Genomic DNA, 24925 nt, shown 5'->3' with positions numbered 1-24925 from the left:
ACCTCACACGGTCTTCTTCGCCAGATCGCGATGTGTCAGATACAGACGTAGATCGAATTCGATCTGGTGATAACCCGGCTGCATGAACTCGCACAGACGATAGAACGCTTTGTTGTGATCGCTCTCCTTCAGATGAGCGAGTTCGTGCACGACGATCATCTTCAGAAACTCCGGCGCCGCGGCCTTGAATAACGACGCGATGCGGATTTCCTTCTTCGCTTTCAGCTTGCTGCCCTGCACCCGCGAAATGCTCGTGTGCAGGCCGAGCGCGTGACGCATCACGTCGAGTTTGCCGTCGTAAGTGACCTTGTCGATCTGCTCGGCGTTGCGCAGGTGTTCGCGTTTGAGTTCCGCGCAGTACTCGTAGAGCGCGCGGTCGGTTTGCACCTCGTGCGTGCTCGGGTACTTCTGCGCGACGTAGGAGCCGAGCTGACCGGCGGCGATCAGCTTTCTCACCTTGTCTTGCAACGGTGCGGGGTAGCCGGCGAGGTATTTGAGGGGGGACATGAAGGCGGAGTGAGGTTGGCGGGACCGATCTTACGCATAGTCGCGCTGATGGACAAGGTTGGGCATTTTCCGGTTGCCGCTCCATTCGAAGTACCGAAGATTCGTGAAGCGCTTTTTTCTGTTTCATCGAAAGCCGCGGCGATTTTGGGCTGTCGCCCATGTAAGGACAGAAGTGGCGCCGGGAATTCGGACAGGCCGGTAAGTGGAAAAGCTGGGACGTGAGTCGGTCATAATGGCCGGCAACAAGGAACCAGAAGATGACGAAACGCAACCGACGGACACACTCACCGGCGTTCAAGCAGGGATCGCTCCACAGGTGATGTCCTGAGCGATTGGCCTGAAAGCTCATGGGCCGTAAGCGCAAGCAACCCACCGACCTGATCGGCGAGAACGGATTCGGCCAGTGGCGCGCAAAGCGCAAACTCCGGCGAGGATTGGCGCGAACGCGATCTGGAAATATCCCTTGAACGGGGGAGCGAGAGGGGGTGATGCGGGAGGGAGCACGGCTGTTCGGCAACAACCAATCGCCTTCCGGCACTGGGCGACAAGGGGTTTTCACCTGGATATGCCGCCCCACTGCTGCCGGGCAACGCGGACTGGATTTTTTCTTTGCGGGCGGTCTACGCCACTTTCTGAGTCCTTGAACAAAAACCCGAGCGCGGCCAGCGTAAACGCGAAGCGTTGCGTCGCACACGTATCGCGGAAAATGCACCCATGGGCGCTAATATGGATGACCGTGATTGGCAGAGAGAAAATGCTCTATGAACCCATCGGTCATCTCCGCACTGTCCGCACTCGTCGGCGCCGCCATCGGCGGCCTGACTTCCGTTCTTGCCACATGGCTGACCCAACGCACCCAGGTTCGCGCGGAGTGGCGAGCGCATGACCGCGTGCGGCGGCAGGAGCTCTACAAGGAGTTCATCGAGGAAGCCACGAAGTGCTATGTCGACGCGCTGCAACACAACGAGCCCGACCTTTCCTCGCTCGGCAATCTCTACGCGAAGATCAGCCGCATGCGCGTCCAGTCGTCGCGCGAAGTCGCAGATGAAGCCGACGTGATCGGACGCAAGATCGTGGACACCTACCTTGCGCCGGACAAAACCTTCGTCGAGATTCGCGAGATGCTCGCGGATGGCTCGATCGACATCCTCGCCACATTCGGCGACGTGTGCCGCACGGAATTCGAATCGCTGCGCGCACAGCAGTTCTGAATCCTATATATGCGCCGTTCAACGCGACTTCAGTTCGACGGGCGGATCGGCGCGATAACCGCCGCCGAGCGCCTTCGTCAGTGCAATCTCCTGACTGAGCGTCTGACCGTTGAGTGTGAGCAGCGCAACCTGTTCGGCGATTACCGGCTGGCGCGCTTCGAGCGCCGCGAGCCGGCTCGTCAGTCCGCGTTGATAGGATGCTTCGGCGCTGTCCCTCGCAAACGCAACCGATTCGATCCGTTGTTTCTGCAACCCGGTCTCCGCATCGAGGGTCTGCAAACGGCTGCCTGTCTGCGCGACATCGCGTACCGCGTTGAGGACGGCCTGGTTGTACTGCTCGATCAACAGGTTGCTCCCCTCGCGTGCGCCGCTCAGGTTTGCGTTGAGCCTGCCGCCGTCGAAGATCGGTAAGTACAGGCCCGGAATCAGGTTGATCTGCTGGCTTGCATGCGTGAAGAGGTCCGCGAGATGCAATGCGTTGAAGCCGAAGAACGCCTCGATGTCGAAACTCGGATAGAACGCCGCTTTCGCTGCGTCGATCCGGTCGAACGATGACTCTACATACCATCGCATCGCCTGCAGGTCGGGCCGCCGGGCGAGCAGTTCGTATGAAAGCGTCGCCGGCAGGGCCGCTTGCGAGCGCGGCAGCGCGACGGGCTCGATCGCCGGCAAGCCGTTGGCTCCCGCGCCGACCAGCGCTCGCATCGATTCGCGAAACTGCTTGATCTGCCCTTGCGCCGACACGATCTGCCGTTCGATGGCCAGTTGCTGCGCGCGGCTTTCTTCCAGTAACGTGCGGGCTTCGAGACCCCGCGCCGCACGTGATTCGTGTGCCTGCACCGCGAACACCGCGACGTCGTGCGATTCATTCAGCAGATCGATAAGCTGGTAAGTCGTTTGAATGCCGTAGTAAAGCTGCGCGACATCCGTCGAAATTTCGAGTTCGACGGCGGCCGTCTCGGCGAGCCGCGCATTGCTCACACCAAGCGATGCGGCGACCTGCGCGCGCTGCCTGCCCCAGATGTCGACGTCCAGGCTTGCGCCAAGCCCGACGATGCCTTCGGTGTACCAGGGACCCGTCAGCCCCAACGCCGGTTCGTTCATCGCGAACGGGCCGATAAAGCCGTTCGCCGAGACATGCTCGCGATTCAGCGACGCCAGCGCGGCCACCTGAAGGCTCGACCCCGTTTTGACAAGCTCGACGTCCGACTTCGCCTGCGCGACGCGGGTTCGCGCAATCACCATCGTCGGCGCATCGGCGAGCGCCTGATCGATAAGCGCGTCGAGCTGCGCATCGCGATAGCGGTCCCACCAGCGCGCCGCGGGCCAACCCTCTCGCGCAAGATGGATGTCGTCAGCAAGATTGATCTGCTCGGGCGCGATCTCGGTATAGGGCGTGCCGTTGTGATGGATCAGCGCGCACCCCGACGGCGCGAACGATATCCACGCGACGCATACGAAGCATCGACGCCATCGCCAGGCACGCAAACCCGATCGCGGATTCATGTCCGTACGGCCTGTGAAGAGCTCGTCGCGACGGGTGCCTCGCTGCGCCACTCCGGCAGGCCTGCGACCTGCCGCGACAGGTCTTCCGCGGCGACGATGAGCGGCTGATCGGCCGGTTCGACGGCCTGGGCAACGATCCCGATGCGTTGCGGGGCGTACGCCTCGGGCGGGCTGATGACAAGCCCGTCCGCGTAACGGTTGACCTCGGCGCAAGCCTGTTCCTGAGCCGCCCGAACTGCGCCCACGGCCTGCGGGCTCGATGACCCCGCCTGAGCCACCAGCGCCTTGTGCAGCGCATCGCCAGCGAGCATGATCTCGCGCCCCTGCGCGAGGACGGTTTGTGCACGCAGCGTCAGTTGGGCCTGTTCCGCTTCCTGCCAGCCGGGCTCGAGTGCGACGCGCGACAGCGTCGCTTCGCAATCGGCCAGCACGGCCCACGCCTGCAACTGGCGCTGCGCATACGGCAACTCATCCCGTTCGTCGCTGCCAGCCTGTGGCGCGCATAGCTGGGCGGCAATCGCACGCAGCATCGTCGCGAGTTTCTGCCGCAACACGTCGCCCTCGCCCTCGCGCCAGAACGACATCTGCACAAAAGTCGCCACACCGACGCCCAGCAGAATGCCGACCAGCCGGTCGCGTATTTCAGTCAGATTGATGGTTGGACCGAACTGTTCGAACAAGGCGAGCGAGAAGGTGAAGATCAGCTGGACGCCCGCGTAGCCGATCCGTTCCGAACCGGCCGAGATCCATGCCCCGAACGCGACGACAGGCAGCGTCATCAGCAGCAGACCGACAATGTCGTCGAGATGAGGAACGACGAACACGACCATGAACAGCGCCAGCGCGCTTCCGATGGCAGCACCGGCCACCCGCAGCAATGCGCGCTGCGCCGATGCGCCGAGGCTCGGCAGCGCGACGATCACGCAAGTCAGCATGATCGTGTGGACGCCCTGCCAGTCGACGGCGTTGTAGAACACGTAGCAGGCCAGCACGGCGAGCAGCGTCTTCAGCGAAAAGCGCGCGTACGCGGGATTGGTCCATGCGTCGGGCGCGAGCATCGGCTCGCTCGCGGGCGGCTTGCCGGGTTCGACATCGCTTGCGGTGAGATCGGCGAATGCGCGCAGCGCCCGCTGCAATTCGGCCGCGGCGGGAAACGTATCGGCGGCAGCGCGTTCTTCAGTTGTTGCCGTGCTCACGTAGCGATACGGCTCGTCTGTCAGTACCGCTTCGTCGAGCGCGCGGCAGTTCGTGTGCAACTCGCGCAACATCGCCAGTTGCGCTGCCGACGCGCCCGGCCAACCGGGCGGCAGGTCACTCGCTCCGCGATAAAGACGCGACACTGTTGCAATGCATGCAAGCTGCAGCGCCTGATGCTCGCGATAGTGGGCGTCGCGCATCGTCGTGAACCGGAGCAGCTTCTGCAACGTCAGCACGCCTTGCTGGAGGGCCGCCAGCGTGATCGGCTCGGCGTGCCTGGTGCCGTCGATCAGTTGCGTCAGGCGCATGTCCAGCGCCGCCAGTTGTCGATGGATTTCCGCCTTGAGCTGCAATTGCGGTTCGGCGGGCAACAACAACGTGTTGACCACGAGCGTCAGCGCGATCGGATAGTTAACGGCGACCCACACCCACAACACCGCGCGGATCAGCAGATCGGCCTGATCGGTCCGGTCGACGAAGCTCTGCACATAGATCACGACGATGGCGACTATGAAGAACACCACACCGATCTTGAGCACGCGTAGCAGATACACGCTGCCGAAGAACAGCAGGCTCGCGACGACGATGCGCAGCAACGGATAGCCGAATGTAAACTTCATCAGCAGGATCGACAGACCGATGCCGAGCGTCGATCCGACGATGAACATCAGGCCTACCAGCCGCGTGACCACCACGTTCGCCTGTGTCACGTAGAACACCACCAGCAACGACAGCGCAAGCTCCGGCACTTCGAGCGTCATCGACGCGACGATCACGATCGCGCTCGTCAACATGCAACGCAACATCACGTTGACGCGACCGGGGAAAGGCGCGAGCTCGCGGCTGAGGAACACGCCTGTATCGCGCAGTGTGAGGGGCAGGTAGTCGGCGGCGGCCATGTGCGATCCTCAATGGCGCTCGCCGTCGTCGCCGCGCCCGGGGTGCAGAACAGCCACCGCCGATGTCCCGATGCGAAACAGCTCCGGGTTCGGATTGTCGACGCGGATCTTCACTGGGAAGCGCTGCGCGACGCGGACCCAGTTAAGCGTGCGTTGAATGCGCGGCAACCCGCCCTGCAACGCAAGGCCGGCTTCATCGGACGCGACGCCATAGCTGATCGAATCGACCCTGCCGTGGAAGCGCTGGCCCGTGTCGCTCATCAGGTAAACCATGGCGGGCGTCCCGGTCCGGATGCCTTTGAGCTCTGTCTCGCGAAAGTTCGCGACCACATACCAGTGGCGCGTGTCGATCAATGTGAAGACGGGTTTGAGCGCGGACGCGAACTGCCCCGTCGATGTTTTCAACGACACGATGCGTCCGTCGAACGGCGCCCGCACGGTCGAATATTCGAGGTTCAGCTCGGCAATCGAGATTTCCGCCATGACGACGGCACGCTGCGCAACCAGCGCGTCGACGCCGCTCACGGCCGCTGCCGCCTGTTGCGCCTGCAGTTGCGCGGCGCTGAGTTCGGCCTGCGTGGCACGTTGCGCGGTGCGCGCACGATCGACGTCCTCCGCCGATACATAGCCGTGCGACAGCAGCGGCTCCATGCGGTGCAGCGTATCGGACGCCTGGCCGGCAGCGGCTCGCGCGCGCTCGACGGCCGCACGCACCGACTGCGCGTTGTACTGCTGCGCATTGACCGTGCGCTGGGTCAGCTCGATCTGGCGGTCGAGCGCGACGAGGGATGCCTTGCCCCGCGTGAGCGCGTCCTGATAGGGACGCGGATCGATGCGGAACAGCAGATCGCCCTGCTTCACCGCCTGATTGTCGTGCACGGGCAGTTCGACGATGCGCCCATTGACCTCGGGCACCACGTCGATCGTATCCGCATAAACATAGGCATCGTCGGTGCGCGGCGCGCGGTCCAACTGGCGGATGACAAACACCGCCAGCAACAGTGTCACCACGACAAGAATGATGGCCGGCCATGCTATCTTCTTCGTTCTGCTGGCAGTTATCGCCATCGCATCTACCTGAGAAGATTCAATGTTGGAACAACATCAACCACACAGCGAGTGAAAGGAAGGCGAAGAGCGTGGGATATACCACGGCTGAAGGCCACATCAGTTGGTCGACCTGCCAACGCTTGAGAACCAGATAGATGACGACCGTGAGCACGACGCCCGCGACGATACAGAACAGCCAGTCGGGAAAGTATGCGCCGAGCACGCCAATGGACGGCGAGTTGGCACACCCGCCCGTCAGAGGGACAGCCGCCGGGGCAACAACGACTGAACGCGGCACACGTTTTGTTCTGAAGAACGGCATGTGGTCGCTCCAAAGTCGCTCGCGTCATCAGGATTTGCATCACCAATCCGAGCCTTTCGCGCGCGGTTCTACCCAATCGCAAGGACTTGGAAAGAGCTAGACGTCGCGGTATACCCTATTATCTCGGGGACGCCCACGACCGCCAGCGTGATGTCTGCAATGATGTCGCGCGGCAGTTGTGCGGGGTCGATGGGCAGAAGTCTCTGCAGGAACGCAATGCGATGCAGATGAGAATCCGTGGAAGCCGCTGGTTTCATGTCGTCTCCACCCGCGCTGTGAGCTTGCCGACCAGCGCATCCGCCACGATCTCATCGACGATAACCACGTTGGATGCCCCCGCACTCTCGAACAGCCCCTTTCTCAAGGGATTTTCGCCGGGCACGATGATCGCGAGCGAGGCATTCAGCGAATGCGCCAGCAAGGTGATCGCCAGATTGTTATTGCTGTCGGGCGTCGTCACGACCAGCGCCTTGGCGGTGTCCAGCCGCGCGCGCCTGAGCACGTCGTCGAACACGCCCGGAGAACCGAGCACAACCATATGGCCGCGATCCGCCGCGCGGTCCGCCTGGTCCTGATCGCCCACGAGGACAAGCACCGTCTGTCGCGCTTCGCGCAACCGGTGTGCGACCAGTTCGCCAAGCGAATGGAACCCAACCAGGACCACATGATCGGCGAGATGCACGAGCCTGCCTTCCATCACCCTATTCTCCCGATAAGCCATCACATCGTCGCCCGATAGCATGCCGGTGAGCCTCGAAACCGCGAATCCGCCGATCAGCAGCGTCGCGAACATGGCTAGCAGCATAAAGATCTTCTGCGGCTGATTGAACTCGGTAAAATCACCGAGTGTCGAGACGAGATTGACCCCGTCCCAGAGGGCCGCGAACACCTTATCGGGAATAGAGGCATTGGACTGATCGAGCAGGACCAGCCCAACAGCGGCGGCGCCCAGCAGCAGAACGAGCAGGCCGACGGTATGGCGCGCGCGGCGGCGCCATTCGCGAATACGGATGCCCCCGAGACGCGGCTCATCGACACGGAATATCCACATCATTACCTCGGGTAGGTATGCCGATGGAGACGACAGCGAACCCAATGCCAGATAATCACGCTCGCCTTGCGGATCAGTTGCCTATAGTCAGTCAAAAGTCTCTCGACAGGCCGCGCTTGGGACGCATAGCGTCATTCCTTTCCTCGCAAGCGCAGCAGGCCCATCAGAACCTCGTCGCGGTACGTCGCAAGGTCCTCCTGTAAGGAGCGTGACTGAATCTCCTCGTGCACCCCCTTGATGATGGTCGCGCGAACGTCAGGCGTCAGTTCCGGCGTACCGAGTACATGCCACCACGCCGTCAACGGGCCGGTGAACTGTTCGAAGAAATGCTCGATGCCACCCTGACCGCCGCCGAGGTGATACAGAAGACTCGGCCCCATGATCCCCCAGCGCAAGCCCGGGCCCCACGAAACGGCGGCATCGGCGTCGGCCACGCTGACCACACCCTCCGCGATCAGATGGACCACCTCGCGAAAAAGTGCCGCCTGCAGACGATTGGCGACATGGCCCGGCACCTCCTTGTGCAGGCGTATCGTCCGCTTGCCCAGGCCGCGATAGAACGCGCTGACGCGTTCTATCGTCTCTTCTGAGGTCTTCGCGCCGCCGACGATCTCGACAAGCGGAATGAGATGCGGCGGATTGAATGGATGGCCGATCACGCACCGCTCAGGGTGGTTCGGGCAAGCCGACTGAATCTCGCTCATTGTCAAGCCCGACGAACTCGATGCAATGATCACGTCCGGCGCCAAGGCCTCATCGAGACGCCGGTAAAGATCTTTCTTGAAGTCGATTCGCTCCGGACCGTTTTCCTGAATCAGATCGCTGCCGGCGATGGCGGCATCGAGGTTGTCGGTGAATTCCAGCTTCGACGGGGCAGTTCCCGGGGCGAGGCCCAGATGCTCCAATGCAGGCCAGGCGGCCGAGATGAAATCGTCGAGCTTTTTCTTTGCGTCGGGGGCGATGTCGGTGGCGACCACCTCCAGGCCTTTCGCAAGGAACAGCGCAGCCCAGCTCGCGCCGATAACACCCGTCCCAATGATCGCGACGCGTTTGATTGGCTTGGCCATGACAGATGAACTCCGGTAATTTTAAACAAACGCACTGAAACCGGTGACCGCCTTGCCGACGATCAGCGAATTCATCTCGCGCGAGCCTTCATAGGAGTACAGCGCTTCCGAATCGGCAAAGAAGCGGGCTACGTTGTAGTCAAGCACAATGCCGTTGCCGCCCAAAATCTCACGAGCCGACGCCACCGTTTCGCGCATGCGCACCGTGCAGAAGGCCTTGGCAAGCGATGCATGCTGGTCCTTGAGCTTGTCCTGGTCCTGCAACTGCGCCAGCCGCACGACCAGGCACTGCGACGCGGTGATATTTCCCAGCATCTTCGCGAGGTGATCCTGGATCATCTGGAAAGACGCAATCGGTCTGCCGAACTGCTCGCGCGTCTGCGCATACTTCAGCGCATGTTCGTACGCGCCCATGCTGCAGCCGACCGCCTCCCACGCAACGTACTGCCGGGTCAAGCGGAGCACGCGCGCGGTGTCGCGGAACGACAGATCGCCTTGCAGGCGGTTTTCTTCGGGCACGCGGCAGTTATCCATCGTGATGACGCCGTTCTGCACCACACGCAGCGCAACCTTGCGCTCGATCTTCTCGACGGAAAATCCCGGCGTGGTCTTGTTCTCGACGATAAAACCCTTCACCTGATTGTCGGCGACGTCCCGCGCCCAGATAATCGAGACGTCGCACCACGGCGAATTGCCGATCCAGCGCTTCTGGCCGTTGAGGACCCATGTATCGCCTTCGCGTTTGGCCGTCGTCAGCAGGCCCCCGCCGGCACCGGAACCGACGAGCGGCTCGGTCAACCCGAAGCAGCCGATCTTCTCCATCCGCGCCATCGGTGGCAGCCACTTCTGTTTCTGCTCTTCCGATCCGCCCAGGTAGATCGAGCCCATCGCGAGGCCCCTGTGCACACCGTAGAACGTCGCGATCGATGCATCGACCCGTGCGATTTCCATTGCGATGAAGCCGTCGAGCAAGGTGCTGCCTCCCGGGCAGTCGTAGCCCTTGAAGCCGATTCCGGCAATGTTTAGCTCGCGGATACCGGGAATCAGATCGAACGGAAACCGGTCCTCAGCCCAGTACAGGTTGATGACCGGGGCGACGCTCGTTTCCATGAAATGGCGCACCTTCTTGAGGATGGCCTGCTCTTCCTCGCTCAGAATGTCGTGGATCTGATAGAAGTCGCTGTCGGGTGCAGGCAGCGACGGTTGGGAAGTCTTCGTCTCGGGCATGGCGATCTCGCACAGTGGGTCTGGACAACGTCTACGCAAGGTAGTTGTAGACGACCTCGGCATTCCCGAGAGACAGATCCGTCAGGATATGGACAGCTGACAGCACCTCGAGAACGGGAAGCTTCGCGACGGGTGCAAAGCAGTGTGGGTGCAGTTCCAGGGATGCGGGTCCCGACCAGGCGCCCTTCACCGTCAGATCGTCGACGTGGTATTTGACGATCTCGCAGACCCGCGCGGTGCCGTTCACATTCGGCAGGATCTTCAGCAAAAAGCCTGGCGCTTCGAGCGACTTCCTGACGCCGACGAGATCGAGCTCGGCGTATTTGTAGGCCATCGTCGCGGTGGCGATGCGTACGCCGTTATAGTCGAGCGTGCCGACCAGGGCGTCCTTGCGCACCTCGAGCTTCGGCTGCGCCAACACCTTCGGAAAACCCAGCAATTCGCGGCCGGAGGCAATGCCCGCTTCGCTGTCGAGATACATCGCGTGCGTGAACCCGCCCGCCACGCCGTTGAACGTCACGGGAATGACCTGGCCGGATTCGGTGTACGAGCCGAGTCCGCTCGAGTCGGGCATGTTGATGAATTCGTATTTGACAATCGGCTCGGTCGGCTTCAGCGGCGCCGGCACCACGCGGGCAAGCGCCTCCGGATCGGTGCGATAGGTGATGATCACGAATTCGCGGTTGACGAACCGGGAACGGACCCTTAGGATAGGCGGGACTCGTCAACGGCATGGTATAGGCGCTCGAGCGTACTTCGTCTTCAGTCATGTGCATCTCCGTGTGTGCTGCAGCGCGACGTATGCGAAGCCGGGCGGTGGGGTGCCTGGTCCGGCGCCTGGATGCGCTACCTCATGATTTGTCTTCAAAGCGGGCGACGGCGCCGCCATCGTTCAGCCGCGCAATGTCGGCGTCGTCGAATCCCAGTTCCTTCAGGATTACCGCGCCGTGTTCGCCGAGCCGGGGCGCGACGGAGGGTTCGACCTTCGGTGCACCATGGATCTGAATGGGGCTGCTGACGGTACGGGCACCTGCTCTTCCGGCAACTTCGAGCGGCACGACGATACCGTTGGCCGACAGTTGAGGATCGTTGATGATCTCTTGCGCGATCTGCACGACGCCGAAAATCACGCGGCCCGCGCTCAGCACTTCCTTCCAGTGGGAAAGCGGTTGACTCGCAAACATCGGATCAAGAATCTCAACAAGCTGTGCAGCATTGGCCGTGCGCTTGTCGTCGGTGAAACGCGGATCTTCGAGTAGCTCTGGCCTGCCGATCGTCTTCACGAAGCCGGGCCAGTCCTTGCGCTGCGCAGCAACAAGGAGAATCCAGCGATTGTCCGACGTCTGGTACGGATTGAGCAGCGCATTGGGTGGAGACTTACGGTTATGTTGCGCGAAGAAATGGCCGCCATTGAGGCCGCCTTCGACCCACGCTGCCGCCGCCCAGATACCGTTTGCGATCAGTGAAGTCGAGACGTGGCTGCCCTTGCCCGTCGTCGCGCGCACATAAAGCGCTGTGACGATCGCCGCATAGAGCGTTGTCGCAGTCGCGTGGTCGCCGATGCCGGGTATCGGAAGCGTCGGCGGGCTTCCGGCATCATGCGTCACTTCCATCAGGCCCGAGCGTGCCCAATAGGCGGTCACGTCGAACCCTGGTGTATCGGCCTCCGGCCCCTCGGAGCCGTACCCTGTAATATCCGCGTAGATCATCTTCTCGTTCAGCGGCGCGAGATCTTCATAAGTGACGCCCAGAGAGACCTTCACGCGAGGAGGAAAATTGACGACGACGACATCGGCCCAGCGCACAAGGCGCTGCATCACTTCTTTCGCGCGGGGAGACTTCAGATCGATGGCAATGCTGCGCTTGTTGCGGTTCGTCAGTTGCCACGCGTAGTTGACGTCGCTGGTTGGATTCGGCGGCATCGCCGAAAAAAAGCGATAGACGTCACCCGTACCGGGGGGTTCCACCTTGATGACGTCGGCGCCAAAATCGGCAAGGATCGTCGCCGCGGCCGGGCCCGCAATATAGCTTGCCAGATCGAGTACTTTTAGATCCGAGAAGATGTGGTTGCCGGTAGTCATCTAGTCATCTCCATGAGGTGGGACTAATTTCGTCTCGTTGGTTACACGGATGTTTGAGGCAGTGACGACGGTCGTATCGACGGTCGCTATTCATCGGCCGGCGAACTTGGGTGGCCGTTTCTCGAGGAATGCTTTCGTGCCTTCCATTTTGTCTTCAGTGGATGCGCACAGCGCAAACAAGGCGCCTTCGAGGGCAAGCCCCTCGAACAGCGAACCGTCGAGTCCGCGATTGACGGCCGCAATGGCGTAACGGACCGCAAGGGGTGCATTCACGGCTATCTGCGCGAGAAGTTCTTCTGCACGCGCGAGAAGCTTTGACGGCTCGACGATTTCGTTAACAAGGCCGATTCGAAGCGCTTCTTCGGCGGTGATCATCTCGCCGGTGAGAATGAGTTGCAGTGCGATTCCCTTGCCGACAAGGCGCGCAAGACGCTGTGTCCCGCCAAAGCCCGGAATGAGGCCAAGTTTGATTTCGGGTTGCCCGAATTTCGCAGTTGATGTTGCAAGTCGGATCGTGCAGGCCAATGCGGTCTCACATCCGCCGCCAAGCGCAAGACCGTTGACCGCTGCAATGACCGGCTTGCCGAGGCTTTCGACGAGACTGAGCAAGGCCTGCCCGTCACGTGTGTGCTGCTCGGCCTCGACGGGTGTCGCGCTCGCAAGTTCGCCGATATCCGCTCCAGCAATAAATGCGCGCTCACCTGCGCCAGTGACGATGACACCGCTGACCTGAGAATCATCCCGAGCGGCTTCGAACGCTGTCCTCAACTCGCTGATGGCTCGCCGGTTCAATGCATTGAGAACCTTGGGGCGATTCAGCGTGACGTAGGCGACAGCACCTTTCTTTTCAAAGACGATCGTTTCAAACGATTCCGGGGTAAGTGACTGAACCATGGATCTCAACACTCCGCATGAACGTTAAAAATGATCTACGATCCTTTTGCGATCGCCAGAATTCCAAGTCCGTAGTTGCGCGCAATCCTTCTTTTCGCTTTTTCTCGGTTCCAGTGCCCGCTATCTCGCACACGTGGCGCGTAAGCCTCCCGCCGACCATCGGGGGGTTTTTTTGCGATGCGCGGTCAAGTCCATGAGATTAGTTTAGAAATACGCCTCGCACAAAACCATGCTACGAACGGCTAGTCTTACTAACGAATTGGCATTGGATTCTCATACATTTGTATATCTTGACCATGAACAATGTAGTGGTCTAATTGTTGGTCTTTCGCTGCAGGCTCAGGGGTCCTATGAGCGCCTTGTAAGCGCACAGTGGGACGCGCGCGACTGTGTCGTAGAGACGTGCTATTCCAGCGAGGGTACCGATGACTTACCTGAACGGCGGCATGCGGAACGACTCGCGCCAGCGCGCGCACACCGCAGCAACCATGCAGACGACGCGCGAAAAATTGCAACTTCTGGGCCCCACGCTGTCAACCCGATCTTTCCGAATGCGGCTTAACGCCAAGCGCTTCTGCCTTTCTGACGAGATCCGCTACCGAGCGCGCGGCCATTTTTTTCATCGCTTGTCCACGATGAATCTTTACCGTAATTTCGCTGAGTTTCATTTCCGCGGCAATCTGCTTATTCAGCAGGCCGGCCACGACGAATTCCATGACCTGTTTTTCTCGTCGCGTCAATGAATCATGGGAAATGCGGAGGGCGGCAATTGACTGTTCGGCCAGAAGCCGCTCGCGGTCACGTGTCAACGCATGAGTGACAGCATCCAGCATGTCCTGGTCGCGAAAAGGTTTGGCGAAAAAATCGAGAGCACCTGCTTTCATGGCCTTGACCGACATTGAAATGTCACCGTACCCGGTCATGAAAACGATCGGCATGCGAAGCGCGCTCTTTGCAACCTCCTCCTGAAATGCAAGACCGCTCTCGCCCCGCAGCCTGACATCGAGAATCAGGCAACTAGGTGCGTCATACCTCGGAAATGCCAGAAATTCCGGAGAAGATGCGAACGTTTCAACGTGTAGCCCGACAGAACGCAGCAGGGTGCCTAGCGCGAGTCTCATCGCTTCTTCGTCGTCGACAATGTACACCACCGATTGCGCGCCTTCGCTAGTGTCTTTGACCGAACTCAAATCTTGTCCCGAACTCATCAACGTCTCCCTATCGGCACAATGCGCGGCAAGGTTCTGCATACCGATACCGTTCTGATACCTTCATGCCGCAATGAACGCTTCTCGCTCAATCCGTTTTCTTTTGGATACGGCAAGATCCGCTGGTGCATCCTGTCGGGCTCCGGAAGAAGACGGTCTAATGTCAAATCGGTCTGCTCGTCGTTGCTTGACGTATGTTGTCGACAACAGTGTCGACCGAAAGTGAATCACTAGGGATGCTGCAGCGCACCTATTGGGGTGCACGTTTGGTTAACTCCCGGAAGTCGATTTGTCCTCGTGCGTTATCCGGACGACCGATAATCGCAGGCAGGCCGAGTTGGAAGGTCGCGCCGTGGCCTGGCTTGCTGGACACCCACATCCGTCCTCCGTGAGCTTCGGCAATCGATTGGCAGATTGACAATCCCATGCCGAGACCGTTGGGTTTCGTCGTGAAGAAAGCATCGAATAGTCGTTCTGCATTCTCCGGATCAATTCCCGACCCTGAGTCCTGAACCGCGACGACCAGGTTTCCATCCTCATCCATGCGTGACTCAATGAGCAGCTCACGGGGCCGACCATGAATGCCGTCCATGGACTGAATGCCGTTCATCATAAGATTTATGATCACCTGCTGAAGCTGAACCCGGTCGCCCAGCAACGGGGGCAGCCCATAGGCAAGTTTGAGGCAGAGCGATACCTTGTGATTAAAAACTTCACGCTGAGTCAGGCAGACGACGTCATTGATCACGTCGTTGAGGTCCAGTAGCGTTTTCTGAGGAGAATCCTTCTTGGCCAGCGTGCGGATATGATGAACAATTTTGCTCGCGCGCCGGCCTTCGCCAATCATGCGCGTGATGCAGGACTGCACCTCCGCCAGTTCCGGGCTCGGGTGCCCCAGCCATCGCAGACAGGCCTCGCCGTTTGTGACAATCGCGGCGAGCGGCTGGCTGACTTCGTGGGCGATCGATGCGCTCAGTTCTCCCAGTGTCGTCACGCGCGTAACACGCGCGAGTTCTGTCTGTGCCTCATGCAACTTTTGCGCTGCAAGCTTCGTCGCGGTCACATCCATTATTGCGCCCACAAACCGCCGCTTGCCGGGTTCATCGGTCACCACATGGGCGACGACGTGGAGATGCTTGACGGAGCTGTCCGGCATCAGCAGACGATACTCACAATCAAATTGCTGTTCGCCGCTCGTCGCCTTATCGATCACTTGCCTGAAGAGGGCAACATCGTCGGGATGCACGCGTTCGAGCGTTAAGTCGACCGTGGGGATGATGTCCGGGTCGTATCCAAAGATCCTGAAGCTTTGCTCGGACCAGAAAATCTCTCCGCTCGCTGGGTTCCAGCCGAAACTGCCGGTGAGGCTCAATTGCTGGGCTTCAGCCAGGTAGGCCGCCTGACTTCGGCGCAGCGCGTCTTCGGCGCGCTTGCGCAGCGTAATGTCATTGTTGGTTTCGAGAACCGAGATGGGGCGTCCGTTCGCACTGTGCTGCAATGACCAACGGCTAGCTACCACGACTTGCGAACCGTCCCGTTTGGCATGAACGAGTTCACCTTCCCAGCGCCCCGTCTTCAGCAACGTGTTCATGATGTCGTCAATAGAGACGGGAAATCGGGTTTGCAGGAGTTGGTGGGAAGTCCTGCCGAGTGCCTCACCCTTTTCCCATCCATAAAGCTCCTCCGCGCCGCGATTCCAATAGGTGATCACGGCGTTCATGTCGCGAACGAAGAAAGAGTCGTGGGACAGATCGAGGAGGTGGGCCTGCTCGCGTGCTGCTTTCCCGAGCCAACGTACGCGTCTCACAAGTGTGGTGATGGCGAGTGACGTGGTTAGAAAAGCAATCAGCGCTGCAACATCGCGTAACTCAGCTACCCGAAAGCCGAAGATCGGCTGCGTAAAGAAAAAAGCAAGGCAGCCAACGGCGGTTATCGAGAAAACTGCAGAGGTAATGAAGCTGTCCATTAACGACACCAACACAATGACAATCAGATAGACAAATCCCGTTGTGCCAAGGCGAGCCTGAAGGTGGAAGCAGACCCCGGTCGCAGTCGCCATGGCAAAGCCACCGGCTAACCAAAGCCAGGCCAGATAACGTAATCGGGCAATCTGGTCGACCGAGGTATCTGATCGAAACAGCCGACGCTCTGGAAGGCAACGGAGCCGCTCCGACTGCTCGACCAATTCCGCGAAGAAATTCATGGGGTATCGTGATGTCAACCGGGGTGAACCAATCTCTGTTGATAGCTTGAGCCGTTGTGCCCGTGGGTCGTGAGTCATCCACCGATGGAGGGGTAGCCACCCCGAGGAGGTAACGGTAGGTTGTCCCGCATTGTTTTCTGGTAGATCAATGCGAGGCCCGGCGTTCTGAGCGAAGCACAAACGTTTTCGGCTAACTTTCGGTTCTCGGCTGCGCTTCGCTTCGGCATCACAACGATTCGTCAAATGTGAAGGAAGCCTGCCTTGCTTGCCCGATTCGCCGGCTATGACCCTTGCAGCCACAAGTTTAGATGTGGCCTCGCCCGCCAGATTGACTGATCGTGCCATTCATGCCCGAAATATGGTCTGTAAGTGCCACAGAAGACCATTGCCGGCCTTCGGTGATGTACGCCTTTCCTCGGATCAAATCGTCCCCGCGCCGGAACGCTCAGCGAAGGGCATCCAACACGGGCCGAGGATTCGCAAAGGTTCGCACCTTATGTTCGGATCACGACGCTGCTCAGGAAACCTGATTGACCAGGCGATCTCAGCGTCCTAATCTTTGCTTAATCACCATAAGAGGAAGAATATGTGGAGCGTCGAGCCACCTTCGATTGCGCGGTTGTCGACGCAAGATGTGCCACCAGTGCAGCGGCTTGACTACTGGGCCGACGTTCTCGCCTCTGCCCTCGTGCCGATGGCGATCGGTTGCCACTCGCCACGCCAGTTCGAGTCGAACCTCGTGAGCACCCCGCTCGGTATGGTTACGGTAACAGCCCAATGTGGATCAGCACACGATGCCCTGACCACGCCACGTGAGATTGCGCGGAGCCGGGGTCGTTCGTTTCACCTCGTGATGAGCCGTAACCACCCGTGGACGACGACGCACCGCGGGCAGGCGCGGATTCTGCCTCGCGAGTTGGTACTTTTTGATTCGCAGCTTGAGTTCGAGATGAATTGTCCGGACACGTACGACTTCCTGAATTTGACGCTCCCGCCAGAATGGCTGGCCACGTGGGGCTCGAACGTGGAGGGACTAACAGGTCGGAGAATTTCAGCAGACTCGGGATGGGGGCGAGTGCTGTCAAGCTATGTGAGCCAGCTCTCGCCTGAGTTCACCCTTCACGCGCCGCTGGCTGAATCCGTTCTCGCCGATCAACTCGGTGCATTGCTTGCGCTTACGGCCCACGAGCTTTCGGGCGAATCGTTCAAGACATCGCCTACGGAGCGATCCCTGCTTGAACGGATTCACGAGTGCATCATGCAGCGTCGTACTGAGTCGCAGTTGACTGCAAGCGACATTGCAGCAGCGTTAAATGTGTCGCCTCGCACTTTGCACCGGGTTCTGGCAAGCAGCGGCGAGACGTTCGGTCAACTGTTGCTGAAAGCCAGAACAGAAGCGGCCGTGCGTATGCTCCAGTCACGGGCATTTGATCACGTAACGACCGCTGAGATCGGCCGACGCGCCGGATTCTCGGATGCGTCGCATTTCGTCCGCGTGATTCGCCAGAGGACCGGCCGCACTCCCCGGCAGCTTCGGCAAGGCCGAAAAGTCAACGAAGGCGCAGGCTAGCGCACGCGGCTTCATCACCGCGTCAGGTTTGCGTAGTAAGAAGCGGCAGCGGCGATCTCATCCGGCGTCATATTGCGCGCAATGTTGCGCATCTGCTCCGAGATATCGTTATGCCGCTCGCCCGACGCGAACGCCTGCAGCTGCGCCTGCGTATAGGCCGCCGGCAAGCCGTCGAGCCAGGGGCTGCCCGCCTTGTTGTCGATCCCGCCATGGCACGTCGCGCACGCCGGAATATTGCGCAGCGGCGCGCCCTGCAGGACGATCCCGGGGGCGCCCGCCGCATCGAGGCCCTGCGCCAGCCTCGGTCGCGGCAGCGACGCGTAGTAGGCGGCCAGATCGCGCATGTCCTGGTCGCTCAGGTTCGCCGCCATCGGCGACATCACGGCGTTCGCACGTGCGCCGCTCTGGAAGTCCTGCAACTGCTTGTAGACCATGATCGCATACTGCCCCGCCAGATTCGGCGAGTTCGCCCCGCTCATGCCGCGCTCGCCGTGGCACATCGTGCAGCGCAGCGATAGAGTGGCGCCGCGTCCGATCGATAGCCGCGTCGCCCCCGCGAGCAATTGAGGCGTCACTTCCACCTTGCTCAACCGCACGTGCGGCGCCACCGGCGCCTCGTTGGCCAGCCAATGCTGCGGCACCCCCGCCGCGCTACAGATCGCATTCCAGAGACCCTGGAACTGCGCATCGCGCTGCACCGACGGCAGCCATACGAAGCCCACCGCCACGCCGAACACGAACACCGCGGCCGTGGCGATGACGCTCGTCTTGAACCAGCGATTGCTCCACGAGAACAGGCGTTCTTCGCTCATCGCCGGGCTCCAATCGGAATTACCGGGACGGTGTCGCCTCTTGCCATCAACTGCGCGATCGGATAGCCGTAGTTGAGCACCGTCAGCGCAACCATCAGCGTGAGCCACAGCGCGAAGCCGTTGAGCGCCACCGGCACCGTACGCGGCTCGTGCACCGCGGTACTGAAGCGGTATTCCTCGGGCTCGGCGGCTTCGCTGCGATGCCCTTGAATCAGAATCACGAAGAACACGATCGCCGAGAGCACGAGGATGAAGCCGCCGATCGCCGACATCACCACCCAGATCGCCTGCGCCGCGATCTCCGGGTCGGTGTAGTCGTAGTACGCCATGCGGCGCGGCATGCCCAGAATGCCGACCCAGTGCCACGGGAACGTCAGCACGATCATGCCGATGAACCACAGCCACAGCTGCAGGCGCATGAGCCTCCAGTTCGTCATCGCGCGGCCCGTGATCTGCGGCCACAAGTCGTAGGCGATCGCGAAGTACATGATGACGATCGCGCCAGCGTAGATCAGGTGGAAGTGCCCGGTAATCCACTGCGTGTTGTGGATCGTCAAGTCGAGCTGGTAGCTCATGTTGATGAGGCCACCCGCGCCGCCGAAGCCCAGCATCACAAACGAGAGCGCGAGCGCTAGCATCTGCGGGTTGTCCCACGGCAGCGCGCGAAGCCAGCCGAACGCGCCCTTGCCGCCGCGCAGGCGCGCGGCAATCTCCACCGATGCACAGATCGTGAACACCGTCAGAAGCGTGGGCACCGCCACCAGCGCCGTGAACACCGACTGCAGGAACTTGAAGCCCGAGCCCACTTGCGGATCGGCGAACAGGTGGTGAATGCCAATCGGCATCGCCACCACGAGAAACAGGATGAACGCAATGCGCCCCATCATATCGCTGTAGAGCCGCCCGCCGATCGCGCGCGGCACGATCGTGTAGAACGCGATATAGGCCGGCATCAGCCAGAAATAGACAATCGCGTGAAGCGTCCACGAGAAGAACACGCGCGCGAGGCCCGCATCGATCGTCGTCTTCCAGCCGAAGGCGACCGGCAGGATCTGGAAGATGATTTCGAGCGCCGCGCCCACGGCGGTCCACCCCCACAGATAAGCACCCGCCACGGTCGCGAACATCGGCAGCGGCACCGGCGTGCCGGGGTTGTCGCGCTTCCACGCCGCGAGGTTCACCGACATCAGCGCCACCCATATCCACGAGCCCACCACCACCAGCACCACGCCGAGGTAATAGAACACGCTGCCGATCGTCGGCGGATAGAACGTGTAGAGCACCGAGGCCAGCCCGAGCGCGACCGTGATCGAGGCCATGACCGCGCCCGCCGCCACCAGCACGAACCCGAGCCACGCCCAGCGCACACCGATGAGCGTGCGCTTGAGAGAAAGCTCGGTGACCGCATAGCCGAAGCCCATCGCCACGAGCGTCGGGAACACGTAGCCCATGACAGTGCCGTGCTCGGTCACCGAGCGGTAGTAGATTTCGGAGTTTTGCAGCCACGCGTGCAGCGGGCTGCGCACATACATCTGCCACGCGCCGAGCAAGAGCGCTGCGCCGAAGACGCCGAACGCCAGCCAGAAATGCGAGAGCACGAGTCGCTTGTTATTTAACACAGCTGAGTCTCCGCGAATTGGCGGCCATTTGCATGAACCTGGCCTTGTCGATGACCTTCACATGCGCCCACATCCCCTGGTGGCCCGTGCCGCAATATTCGTGGCACGGCATCAGGTGATCGCCCGGCTCCGGGAAGGTGGTGCTGAAAGTGGAGATATAGCCGGGCTCAACCATCGAGTTGATGTTGGTATGGGTGACGAGAAAGCCGTGCACGACGTCGGCGCTCGTCGCGCGAAAAGTAATCGGTGTTTCAGCGGGAACCAGTAGGCACTGCGGCGTGAACGAGTACTGCTGCGCGATGATGCGCACGGTGACTGAGCCGTCGGACTCGAGAGCGCTGCCGAGATTGCTCTCGATAAATTCGCCTGCGATGTTCAGCGTTTCAGGCCGGATCGTCTCGACGCGCGAGGGCGGCATCGCCGCCCAGTGCAGTCCGGTGAAGATCACCACTGCGACGGTGCTCGCGATGAGCAGCACCGCGAGTGCTGCCCAGCGGCGCTCGATGCGCGCGGCGACTTCAGCGGAGGTGTGCGGGTCGGGAACGGTAGGGTTCGACATGGCGCCATCTGGTTCGATGAGGGGTTCGCTTATTGGATGACGCCGCGCGGCAGGAACACCAGGAAGTAGAACGCGTACCACATGCCTATCACGATGGCCGTCGCGACGCCGGCCACCGCGATCGCGCCGCGCGGGCCGCTGCTGACGATCTGGTCGACGCGTTCTGCTTCGTCGCGGGAAGCGGCGCCGTCGTCGCCTGAAGGGAGGGGGGATTGGATCATCACTGCCTCAAAAGAGCGGTGCCGGGCGCAACTCGTTGACTTCCTTCACGGTCACGGGTGTGCCGTGATTGCCCCATGCCGTGCGGATGTAGGTCACCACGGCGGCCACTTCTTCGTCCGACAGGGTCTGGGCGAACGGCGGCATGCCGTACGGCATTGGATTCTTGCTGGTGCCCGGCGCATAGCCGCCGTTCAGGACCATGCGGATCGGATTGACCGACGAGCTCATCTGGATCGACTGGTTTTCGGCGAGCGGCGGGAAGTTCGGCAACTTGCCCTGCCCCTGCGCAGCGTGGCAGATCGCGCACTGGGCGTCGTAGATTTTCTTGCCGAGCGGCGTCAGGCGATTCTCTTCCTCGGTCATCGCGGCGCCGGGCGGGTTCTGCTGCGCTTCGCCGGAGCGCGCCGGCAACGCCTTGAGGTAGACCGCAACCGCGCGCACGTCGTCTTCGGAAAGGTACTGGAAGCTGTCATAGACGACTTCGGCCATCGGCCCGTACACCGCACCGCGCCGCGACACACCCGAGTGCAGCAGGTCGACGATGTCGTCGATGCTCCAGTCGCCAAGGCCGGCTTCCTTGTTCGAGGTCAGCGACGGCGCATACCAGTTCTGCATGGGAATCAGGCCGCCTTCGAACTGCTTCGAGGGGGAGTTGCCGCCCAGCGCGTTGATCGCCGTATGGCACATTGTGCAGTGGCCAAGCCCTTCGACAAGATAGGCGCCACGATTCCATTCGACCGACTGCGTCGGGTCCGGCTGATACTCGCCCTCGTGCATATACAGCGCGCGCCAGCCGCGCAGCAACTGGCGCTGGTTGAACGGGAAGCGCAGTTCGTGCGGACGGTTCGGCTGATGGATCGGCGGCACCGATTGCAGATACGCGTAGATTGCATCCGAGTCGGCCCGCGTGATCTTCGTATAGGACGCGAACGGCATGGCCGGATACAGCAGCGAGCCGTCGCGCGACTTGCCGGTATGCATCATCCGGTAAAACTCGTCGGCACTCCACTTGCCGATGCCGTCGACCTTGTCCGACGAGATATTGGGCGTATAGAGCGCGCCGAACGGCGTGTCCATCGGCCGGCCACCGCCGAACAGCTTGCCAGCGGGCTGGGTGTGGCAGGCGATGCAATCGCCGGCGCGGGCCAGATATTCGCCGCGCGCGACGATGTCCGCGCGGCTGTCTACCGGCGTGCCGGCCTGCGCGACGGAAACGCCCAACAGCGCTGCGGCGCAAAGCAGCAATCCGGCAAGTGCGGTGACGGCGGTGGGCTTTCGGAAACTGGGCACTTCGCAGCCTCGGCTAGTGAGAAACGCTGCCGCAAGCAAGCGGCATCTTCAAGGTGCCCGCAGCGGCGGGCTGCGGATCGGCAGGCGCGGGCTGCGCGGCGAGCCACGCCGCGATCGCAGTGATGTCGCTGTCGCTCAAATGCGTCGCAATCGTGTGCATGCAGTCCGGCGCCACGGTGCGGCGCGTGCCATAGCGGAACGCGCCCAGTTGCGCGCTGATGTAGTCGGCGTGCAACCCCAGCAGCCCTGGAATCGCCGGCTCCATGCCGGTCAGCGCCGCGCCGTGACAGCTGGCGCAGGCGGACACGCCGCGCGCGCGGTCGCCGTCGCTCACGAGCGCCTTGCCGAGCGCGAGCGTCTGCGCGCCGACGCTCGCGGTGGCAGGCACGGGATAAGGCGGACGCTCGGCGGCGAAGTAGTCCGCGATCTGGCGCAGATAGGCGTCGGGCAAATAGGCCAGCAGATAATTCATCGGCGGGTACTTGCGGCGGCCATCGCGAAACGCCAGCAACTGGTTGTACAGATAGCCGGCCGGCTTACCGGCAAGGCGCGGGAAATAGTCATTGTCAGTGCCTTCACCGTGCGCGCCGTGACAGGCCGCGCAGCCCATGACGCGAGCCTGCATGGTGTCGGGCGCCGCCTCGGCGTTGGGGCTCGAGACGTGCGTCGGTTCAGCGGACATCGCGCACACCGAATACAGCGCGACGATGGACAATGCGATGCGATTCGTCACCAGTTTCCTCGTACGGATTGCCTTGGCTGAAGCGAAGTTGACCTTCGCCGTGTTTGCTTGACCGCCTTTCTTCTAGCGCCGCCCCACCACCCTCGTGCGTCTGCGCGCTGCCACAAAATCAACTTAGGTTTTCAAGAAAACAAAGCCCGTTCTACGAACGGTTGGCATACACCTGCATAGCTACGGCAAACTCATACTTGTCCCGAGTGACCCGACAGTCTAAAACCGACGACCCAGCACTCTTCATACGCGACAAGCGCTACGGCAACGAGCACGAAGTACTCCATTTCCAGCGCCCCACTTGCGAGCATCGCACCGCCTACGGCTGGCCCAGCGCGACATTGAGCCAATGCGCCATGGCAGCGGCGCCAACCGGCTTCTCGAGCAAAACCAGTGCGCCGTTCGCCTGGATTTCCGCCTGCAGCGAAGCGGTCGGAAACGCAGTGATGAAAATGATCGGCGGCGCAGCTCCTAGTCCGAGAAGGTGAGTGTGCATGGCAACCCCCGACATGCCGGGCATCCGCACATCTGAAATCAGGCATGACGTGTCGCCGACGTGGCCAGACCGCAGGAATTCCTCCGCCGACGCAAAGGTGCGCACACTCCAGCCCAGGGAACGCACGAGGCTAGAAGTCGCCAGACGAACCGCCTCATCGTCATCGACTATCGTAACTATCTGGGAGGTATCCAAACGGAGGACCCCGGTCTTTCGGGAAATGGGACACAAAAGCGCGATCAATTACGAGCACGTCCATTACAGCAAGCGTAGTTCGGAGCAAACCAAACGAGAATCATACGAACGTATAGCGCATCGAACATGTGACGGCTACCCGAAAAGACGGGCACGCTCACTGATCGACAGGTATGGTCGATTCATACTTTCGTGTGGGTGCTCGAACCGGTCACCTAAACACTACGCAACAATCGGGCACCGGATCTCATCGTCATGTCATTCGCTATTGAATGCAGACTCGGCTCAGATCGACGGTCCTTCGATAGATGTTCTTGTTCAGCCATGGCACGAACGTGTACTCGTCGTATGCGTTGCTGCCGATAAAAATCCAGTTATGCAGAGCGTTCAACATGACGGCATCCTCGAATCAACCCATCCCAGTGTGACTAACTGCGCACGCGCTAACTACGTCGCGACATGCACCACTAAAAACGGCGTTCAAATACTTCCTCGGTGTGCGGTCCTTCCGATGGCGTTGCGCGAAGGTATTCCGCGCAAGCGCAAACAACAATCGCGGTTTTTCCTACGCATTCGACCAATGAGATGAACACGATCAAAGTTGACTCTTTGAACTCCAATGGCAACATCGGTGCGATGGCTATCACGCTCGTGCCGCAGAGGAAGACGAAGATTGCCCGGGCGAAGCGGACATCCACGACAGCCGCAAAACCTTCCACGATAACGATCAGTCTTGCCACAACGGCAGCAGGCAGCATGGCATCATTGTTTCCCATGCCGAACTCCGATGGCACTTCGATCAACGAATACCAGCAGACAAAAATAATCAGGGGCGTGGCGGTCGTTTCCGAAGCCAATCGCGGCATGTCCGAGGCGAACGGACTCGATACGCGCTTTGAAGAAATGTGGTCGCCATTGACGTTGGCCCACTCACATCCTATGTCTTGCTCGATCATCAGTCGTCTCCTTCTGAAGTCGTTTGACCTTCCCGAAAGACGGTTCATGG

General features: G+C 60.9%; 23 protein-coding genes and 1 pseudogene. 2 read left to right on the top strand and 22 right to left on the bottom strand.

The window, feature by feature from the left end:
• Positions 1 to 3 precede the first annotated feature (3 nt).
• Positions 4 to 507 carry a M48 metallopeptidase family protein gene (locus OKW30_RS06260; protein ID WP_429346275.1) on the bottom strand — a complete coding sequence of 168 codons (504 nt, stop codon included), beginning with the start codon at positions 505 to 507 and terminating at the stop codon, positions 4 to 6.
• A 761-nt stretch (positions 508 to 1268) separates the two neighbouring features.
• Here OKW30_RS06260 and OKW30_RS06255 point away from each other — a divergent pair.
• A complete protein-coding gene (locus OKW30_RS06255; RefSeq protein ID WP_184070978.1) occupies positions 1269 to 1718 on the top strand; it encodes a hypothetical protein in 450 nt (149 codons plus the stop codon).
• A gap of 18 nt (positions 1719 to 1736) precedes the next feature.
• Here the strand turns inward: OKW30_RS06255 and OKW30_RS06250 are convergent, their stop codons facing one another.
• From OKW30_RS06250 to OKW30_RS06195, 12 genes and pseudogenes are all read right to left on the bottom strand, one after another.
• Entirely contained in the window at positions 1737 to 3224 is a 1488-nt protein-coding gene (locus tag OKW30_RS06250; protein WP_429346274.1) for an MdtP family multidrug efflux transporter outer membrane subunit, read from the bottom strand.
• Positions 3221 to 5320, bottom strand: coding sequence for an FUSC family protein (locus tag OKW30_RS06245; protein WP_429346273.1), 2100 nt, complete (start codon positions 5318 to 5320; stop codon positions 3221 to 3223). Before OKW30_RS06245 ends, OKW30_RS06250 begins: the two co-directional genes overlap by 4 nt.
• A gap of 9 nt (positions 5321 to 5329) precedes the next feature.
• Positions 5330 to 6388 (bottom strand): multidrug transporter subunit MdtN, encoded by a 1059-nt coding sequence (mdtN, locus tag OKW30_RS06240; protein WP_429346272.1) that lies wholly within the window; start codon positions 6386 to 6388, stop codon positions 5330 to 5332.
• A gap of 19 nt (positions 6389 to 6407) precedes the next feature.
• A complete protein-coding gene (locus OKW30_RS06235) occupies positions 6408 to 6692 on the bottom strand; it encodes a YtcA family lipoprotein (RefSeq protein WP_429346271.1) in 285 nt (94 codons plus the stop codon).
• Positions 6693 to 6945: 253 nt separating this feature from the next.
• Positions 6946 to 7743 (bottom strand): NAD-binding protein, encoded by a 798-nt coding sequence (locus OKW30_RS06230; protein WP_429346270.1) that lies wholly within the window; start codon positions 7741 to 7743, stop codon positions 6946 to 6948.
• A gap of 131 nt (positions 7744 to 7874) precedes the next feature.
• The gene (locus OKW30_RS06225; protein ID WP_184070988.1) at positions 7875 to 8810 is read right to left on the bottom strand and encodes a 3-hydroxyacyl-CoA dehydrogenase NAD-binding domain-containing protein; all 936 of its coding nucleotides are present in this window, start codon (positions 8808 to 8810) and stop codon (positions 7875 to 7877) included.
• A gap of 21 nt (positions 8811 to 8831) precedes the next feature.
• Complete coding sequence (locus OKW30_RS06220) at positions 8832 to 10037, bottom strand: acyl-CoA dehydrogenase family protein (RefSeq protein ID WP_429346269.1); 1206 nt, start codon at positions 10035 to 10037, stop codon at positions 8832 to 8834.
• A gap of 31 nt (positions 10038 to 10068) precedes the next feature.
• A pseudogene (locus tag OKW30_RS06215) lies at positions 10069 to 10807 on the bottom strand (acetoacetate decarboxylase).
• Between the two features lie 81 nt (positions 10808 to 10888).
• Positions 10889 to 12118 carry a CaiB/BaiF CoA transferase family protein gene (locus OKW30_RS06210; protein ID WP_429346268.1) on the bottom strand — a complete coding sequence of 410 codons (1230 nt, stop codon included), beginning with the start codon at positions 12116 to 12118 and terminating at the stop codon, positions 10889 to 10891.
• A 90-nt stretch (positions 12119 to 12208) separates the two neighbouring features.
• A complete protein-coding gene (locus OKW30_RS06205; protein WP_429346267.1) occupies positions 12209 to 13012 on the bottom strand; it encodes an enoyl-CoA hydratase-related protein in 804 nt (267 codons plus the stop codon).
• A 533-nt stretch (positions 13013 to 13545) separates the two neighbouring features.
• Positions 13546 to 14220 carry a response regulator transcription factor gene (locus OKW30_RS06200; RefSeq protein WP_429347729.1) on the bottom strand — a complete coding sequence of 225 codons (675 nt, stop codon included), beginning with the start codon at positions 14218 to 14220 and terminating at the stop codon, positions 13546 to 13548.
• Between the two features lie 250 nt (positions 14221 to 14470).
• Positions 14471 to 16423: an ATP-binding protein gene (locus tag OKW30_RS06195; RefSeq protein ID WP_429346266.1), complete on the bottom strand. Its 1953-nt coding sequence runs from the start codon at positions 16421 to 16423 to the stop codon at positions 14471 to 14473.
• Between the two features lie 586 nt (positions 16424 to 17009).
• Between OKW30_RS06195 and OKW30_RS06190 the strand changes: the two genes are divergently transcribed.
• A complete protein-coding gene (locus tag OKW30_RS06190) occupies positions 17010 to 17993 on the top strand; it encodes an AraC family transcriptional regulator (protein ID WP_429346265.1) in 984 nt (327 codons plus the stop codon).
• Positions 17994 to 18007: 14 nt separating this feature from the next.
• Here OKW30_RS06190 and OKW30_RS06185 read toward each other — a convergent pair whose 3' ends face one another.
• The 9 genes from OKW30_RS06185 to OKW30_RS06145 form a co-directional block, all read right to left on the bottom strand.
• On the bottom strand, positions 18008 to 18805 hold the full coding sequence (locus OKW30_RS06185) for a c-type cytochrome (protein WP_429346264.1): 798 nt from the start codon (positions 18803 to 18805) through the stop codon (positions 18008 to 18010).
• Complete coding sequence (locus tag OKW30_RS06180; RefSeq protein ID WP_429346263.1) at positions 18802 to 20424, bottom strand: cbb3-type cytochrome c oxidase subunit I; 1623 nt, start codon at positions 20422 to 20424, stop codon at positions 18802 to 18804. Before OKW30_RS06180 ends, OKW30_RS06185 begins: the two co-directional genes overlap by 4 nt.
• Positions 20414 to 20983, bottom strand: a complete 570-nt coding sequence (locus tag OKW30_RS06175) for a cytochrome C oxidase subunit II (RefSeq protein ID WP_429346262.1) — start codon at positions 20981 to 20983, stop codon at positions 20414 to 20416. The genes OKW30_RS06180 and OKW30_RS06175 overlap by 11 nt, the downstream gene beginning before the upstream one ends.
• A 29-nt stretch (positions 20984 to 21012) precedes the next feature.
• Complete coding sequence (locus OKW30_RS06170; RefSeq protein WP_429346261.1) at positions 21013 to 21204, bottom strand: hypothetical protein; 192 nt, start codon at positions 21202 to 21204, stop codon at positions 21013 to 21015.
• A gap of 7 nt (positions 21205 to 21211) precedes the next feature.
• Positions 21212 to 22495 carry a c-type cytochrome gene (locus OKW30_RS06165; RefSeq protein WP_410452363.1) on the bottom strand — a complete coding sequence of 428 codons (1284 nt, stop codon included), beginning with the start codon at positions 22493 to 22495 and terminating at the stop codon, positions 21212 to 21214.
• Between the two features lie 13 nt (positions 22496 to 22508).
• The gene (locus OKW30_RS06160; protein WP_184071144.1) at positions 22509 to 23177 is read right to left on the bottom strand and encodes a c-type cytochrome; all 669 of its coding nucleotides are present in this window, start codon (positions 23175 to 23177) and stop codon (positions 22509 to 22511) included.
• A gap of 370 nt (positions 23178 to 23547) precedes the next feature.
• Positions 23548 to 23919: a response regulator transcription factor gene (locus OKW30_RS06155; protein WP_184071019.1), complete on the bottom strand. Its 372-nt coding sequence runs from the start codon at positions 23917 to 23919 to the stop codon at positions 23548 to 23550.
• A 265-nt stretch (positions 23920 to 24184) separates the two neighbouring features.
• Entirely contained in the window at positions 24185 to 24313 is a 129-nt protein-coding gene (locus OKW30_RS06150; protein ID WP_260336567.1) for a hypothetical protein, read from the bottom strand.
• A 73-nt stretch (positions 24314 to 24386) separates the two neighbouring features.
• Entirely contained in the window at positions 24387 to 24875 is a 489-nt protein-coding gene (locus OKW30_RS06145) for a hypothetical protein (protein WP_429346260.1), read from the bottom strand.
• Positions 24876 to 24925: the final 50 nt, after the last annotated feature.

Origin of the sequence: Paraburkholderia sp. Clong3 (genome assembly GCF_050436485.1) — a bacterium.
Classification (GTDB): domain Bacteria; phylum Pseudomonadota; class Gammaproteobacteria; order Burkholderiales; family Burkholderiaceae; genus Paraburkholderia; species Paraburkholderia tuberum.
The sequence above is the reverse complement of the archived record's forward strand: the minus strand, read 5'-3'. Positions and strand labels throughout refer to the sequence as shown.

Bases quoted from the DNA above. Each gene is read 5' to 3' on its own strand.
- OKW30_RS06205 (WP_429346267.1), bottom strand. From the start codon at position 13,012: ATGGTTCAGTCACTTACCCCGGAATCGTTTGAAACGATCGTCTTTGAA.
- OKW30_RS06150 (WP_260336567.1), bottom strand. From the start codon at position 24,313: ATGTTGAACGCTCTGCATAACTGGATTTTTATCGGCAGCAACGCATAC.
- OKW30_RS06235 (WP_429346271.1), bottom strand. From the start codon at position 6,692: ATGCCGTTCTTCAGAACAAAACGTGTGCCGCGTTCAGTCGTTGTTGCC.
- OKW30_RS06185 (WP_429346264.1), bottom strand. From the start codon at position 18,805: ATGAGCGAAGAACGCCTGTTCTCGTGGAGCAATCGCTGGTTCAAGACG.
- OKW30_RS06160 (WP_184071144.1), bottom strand. From the start codon at position 23,177: ATGTCCGCTGAACCGACGCACGTCTCGAGCCCCAACGCCGAGGCGGCG.
- OKW30_RS06225 (WP_184070988.1), bottom strand. From the start codon at position 8,810: ATGGCCAAGCCAATCAAACGCGTCGCGATCATTGGGACGGGTGTTATC.
- OKW30_RS06255 (WP_184070978.1), top strand. From the start codon at position 1,269: ATGAACCCATCGGTCATCTCCGCACTGTCCGCACTCGTCGGCGCCGCC.
- OKW30_RS06190 (WP_429346265.1), top strand. From the start codon at position 17,010: ATGTGGAGCGTCGAGCCACCTTCGATTGCGCGGTTGTCGACGCAAGAT.
- OKW30_RS06195 (WP_429346266.1), bottom strand. From the start codon at position 16,423: ATGAATTTCTTCGCGGAATTGGTCGAGCAGTCGGAGCGGCTCCGTTGC.
- OKW30_RS06245 (WP_429346273.1), bottom strand. From the start codon at position 5,320: ATGGCCGCCGCCGACTACCTGCCCCTCACACTGCGCGATACAGGCGTG.
- OKW30_RS06260 (WP_429346275.1), bottom strand. From the start codon at position 507: ATGTCCCCCCTCAAATACCTCGCCGGCTACCCCGCACCGTTGCAAGAC.
- OKW30_RS06145 (WP_429346260.1), bottom strand. From the start codon at position 24,875: ATGATCGAGCAAGACATAGGATGTGAGTGGGCCAACGTCAATGGCGAC.
- mdtN (WP_429346272.1), bottom strand. From the start codon at position 6,388: ATGGCGATAACTGCCAGCAGAACGAAGAAGATAGCATGGCCGGCCATC.
- OKW30_RS06220 (WP_429346269.1), bottom strand. From the start codon at position 10,037: ATGCCCGAGACGAAGACTTCCCAACCGTCGCTGCCTGCACCCGACAGC.
- OKW30_RS06210 (WP_429346268.1), bottom strand. From the start codon at position 12,118: ATGACTACCGGCAACCACATCTTCTCGGATCTAAAAGTACTCGATCTG.
- OKW30_RS06200 (WP_429347729.1), bottom strand. From the start codon at position 14,220: ATGAGTTCGGGACAAGATTTGAGTTCGGTCAAAGACACTAGCGAAGGC.
- OKW30_RS06230 (WP_429346270.1), bottom strand. From the start codon at position 7,743: ATGTGGATATTCCGTGTCGATGAGCCGCGTCTCGGGGGCATCCGTATT.
- OKW30_RS06175 (WP_429346262.1), bottom strand. From the start codon at position 20,983: ATGTCGAACCCTACCGTTCCCGACCCGCACACCTCCGCTGAAGTCGCC.
- OKW30_RS06250 (WP_429346274.1), bottom strand. From the start codon at position 3,224: ATGAATCCGCGATCGGGTTTGCGTGCCTGGCGATGGCGTCGATGCTTC.
- OKW30_RS06170 (WP_429346261.1), bottom strand. From the start codon at position 21,204: ATGATCCAATCCCCCCTCCCTTCAGGCGACGACGGCGCCGCTTCCCGC.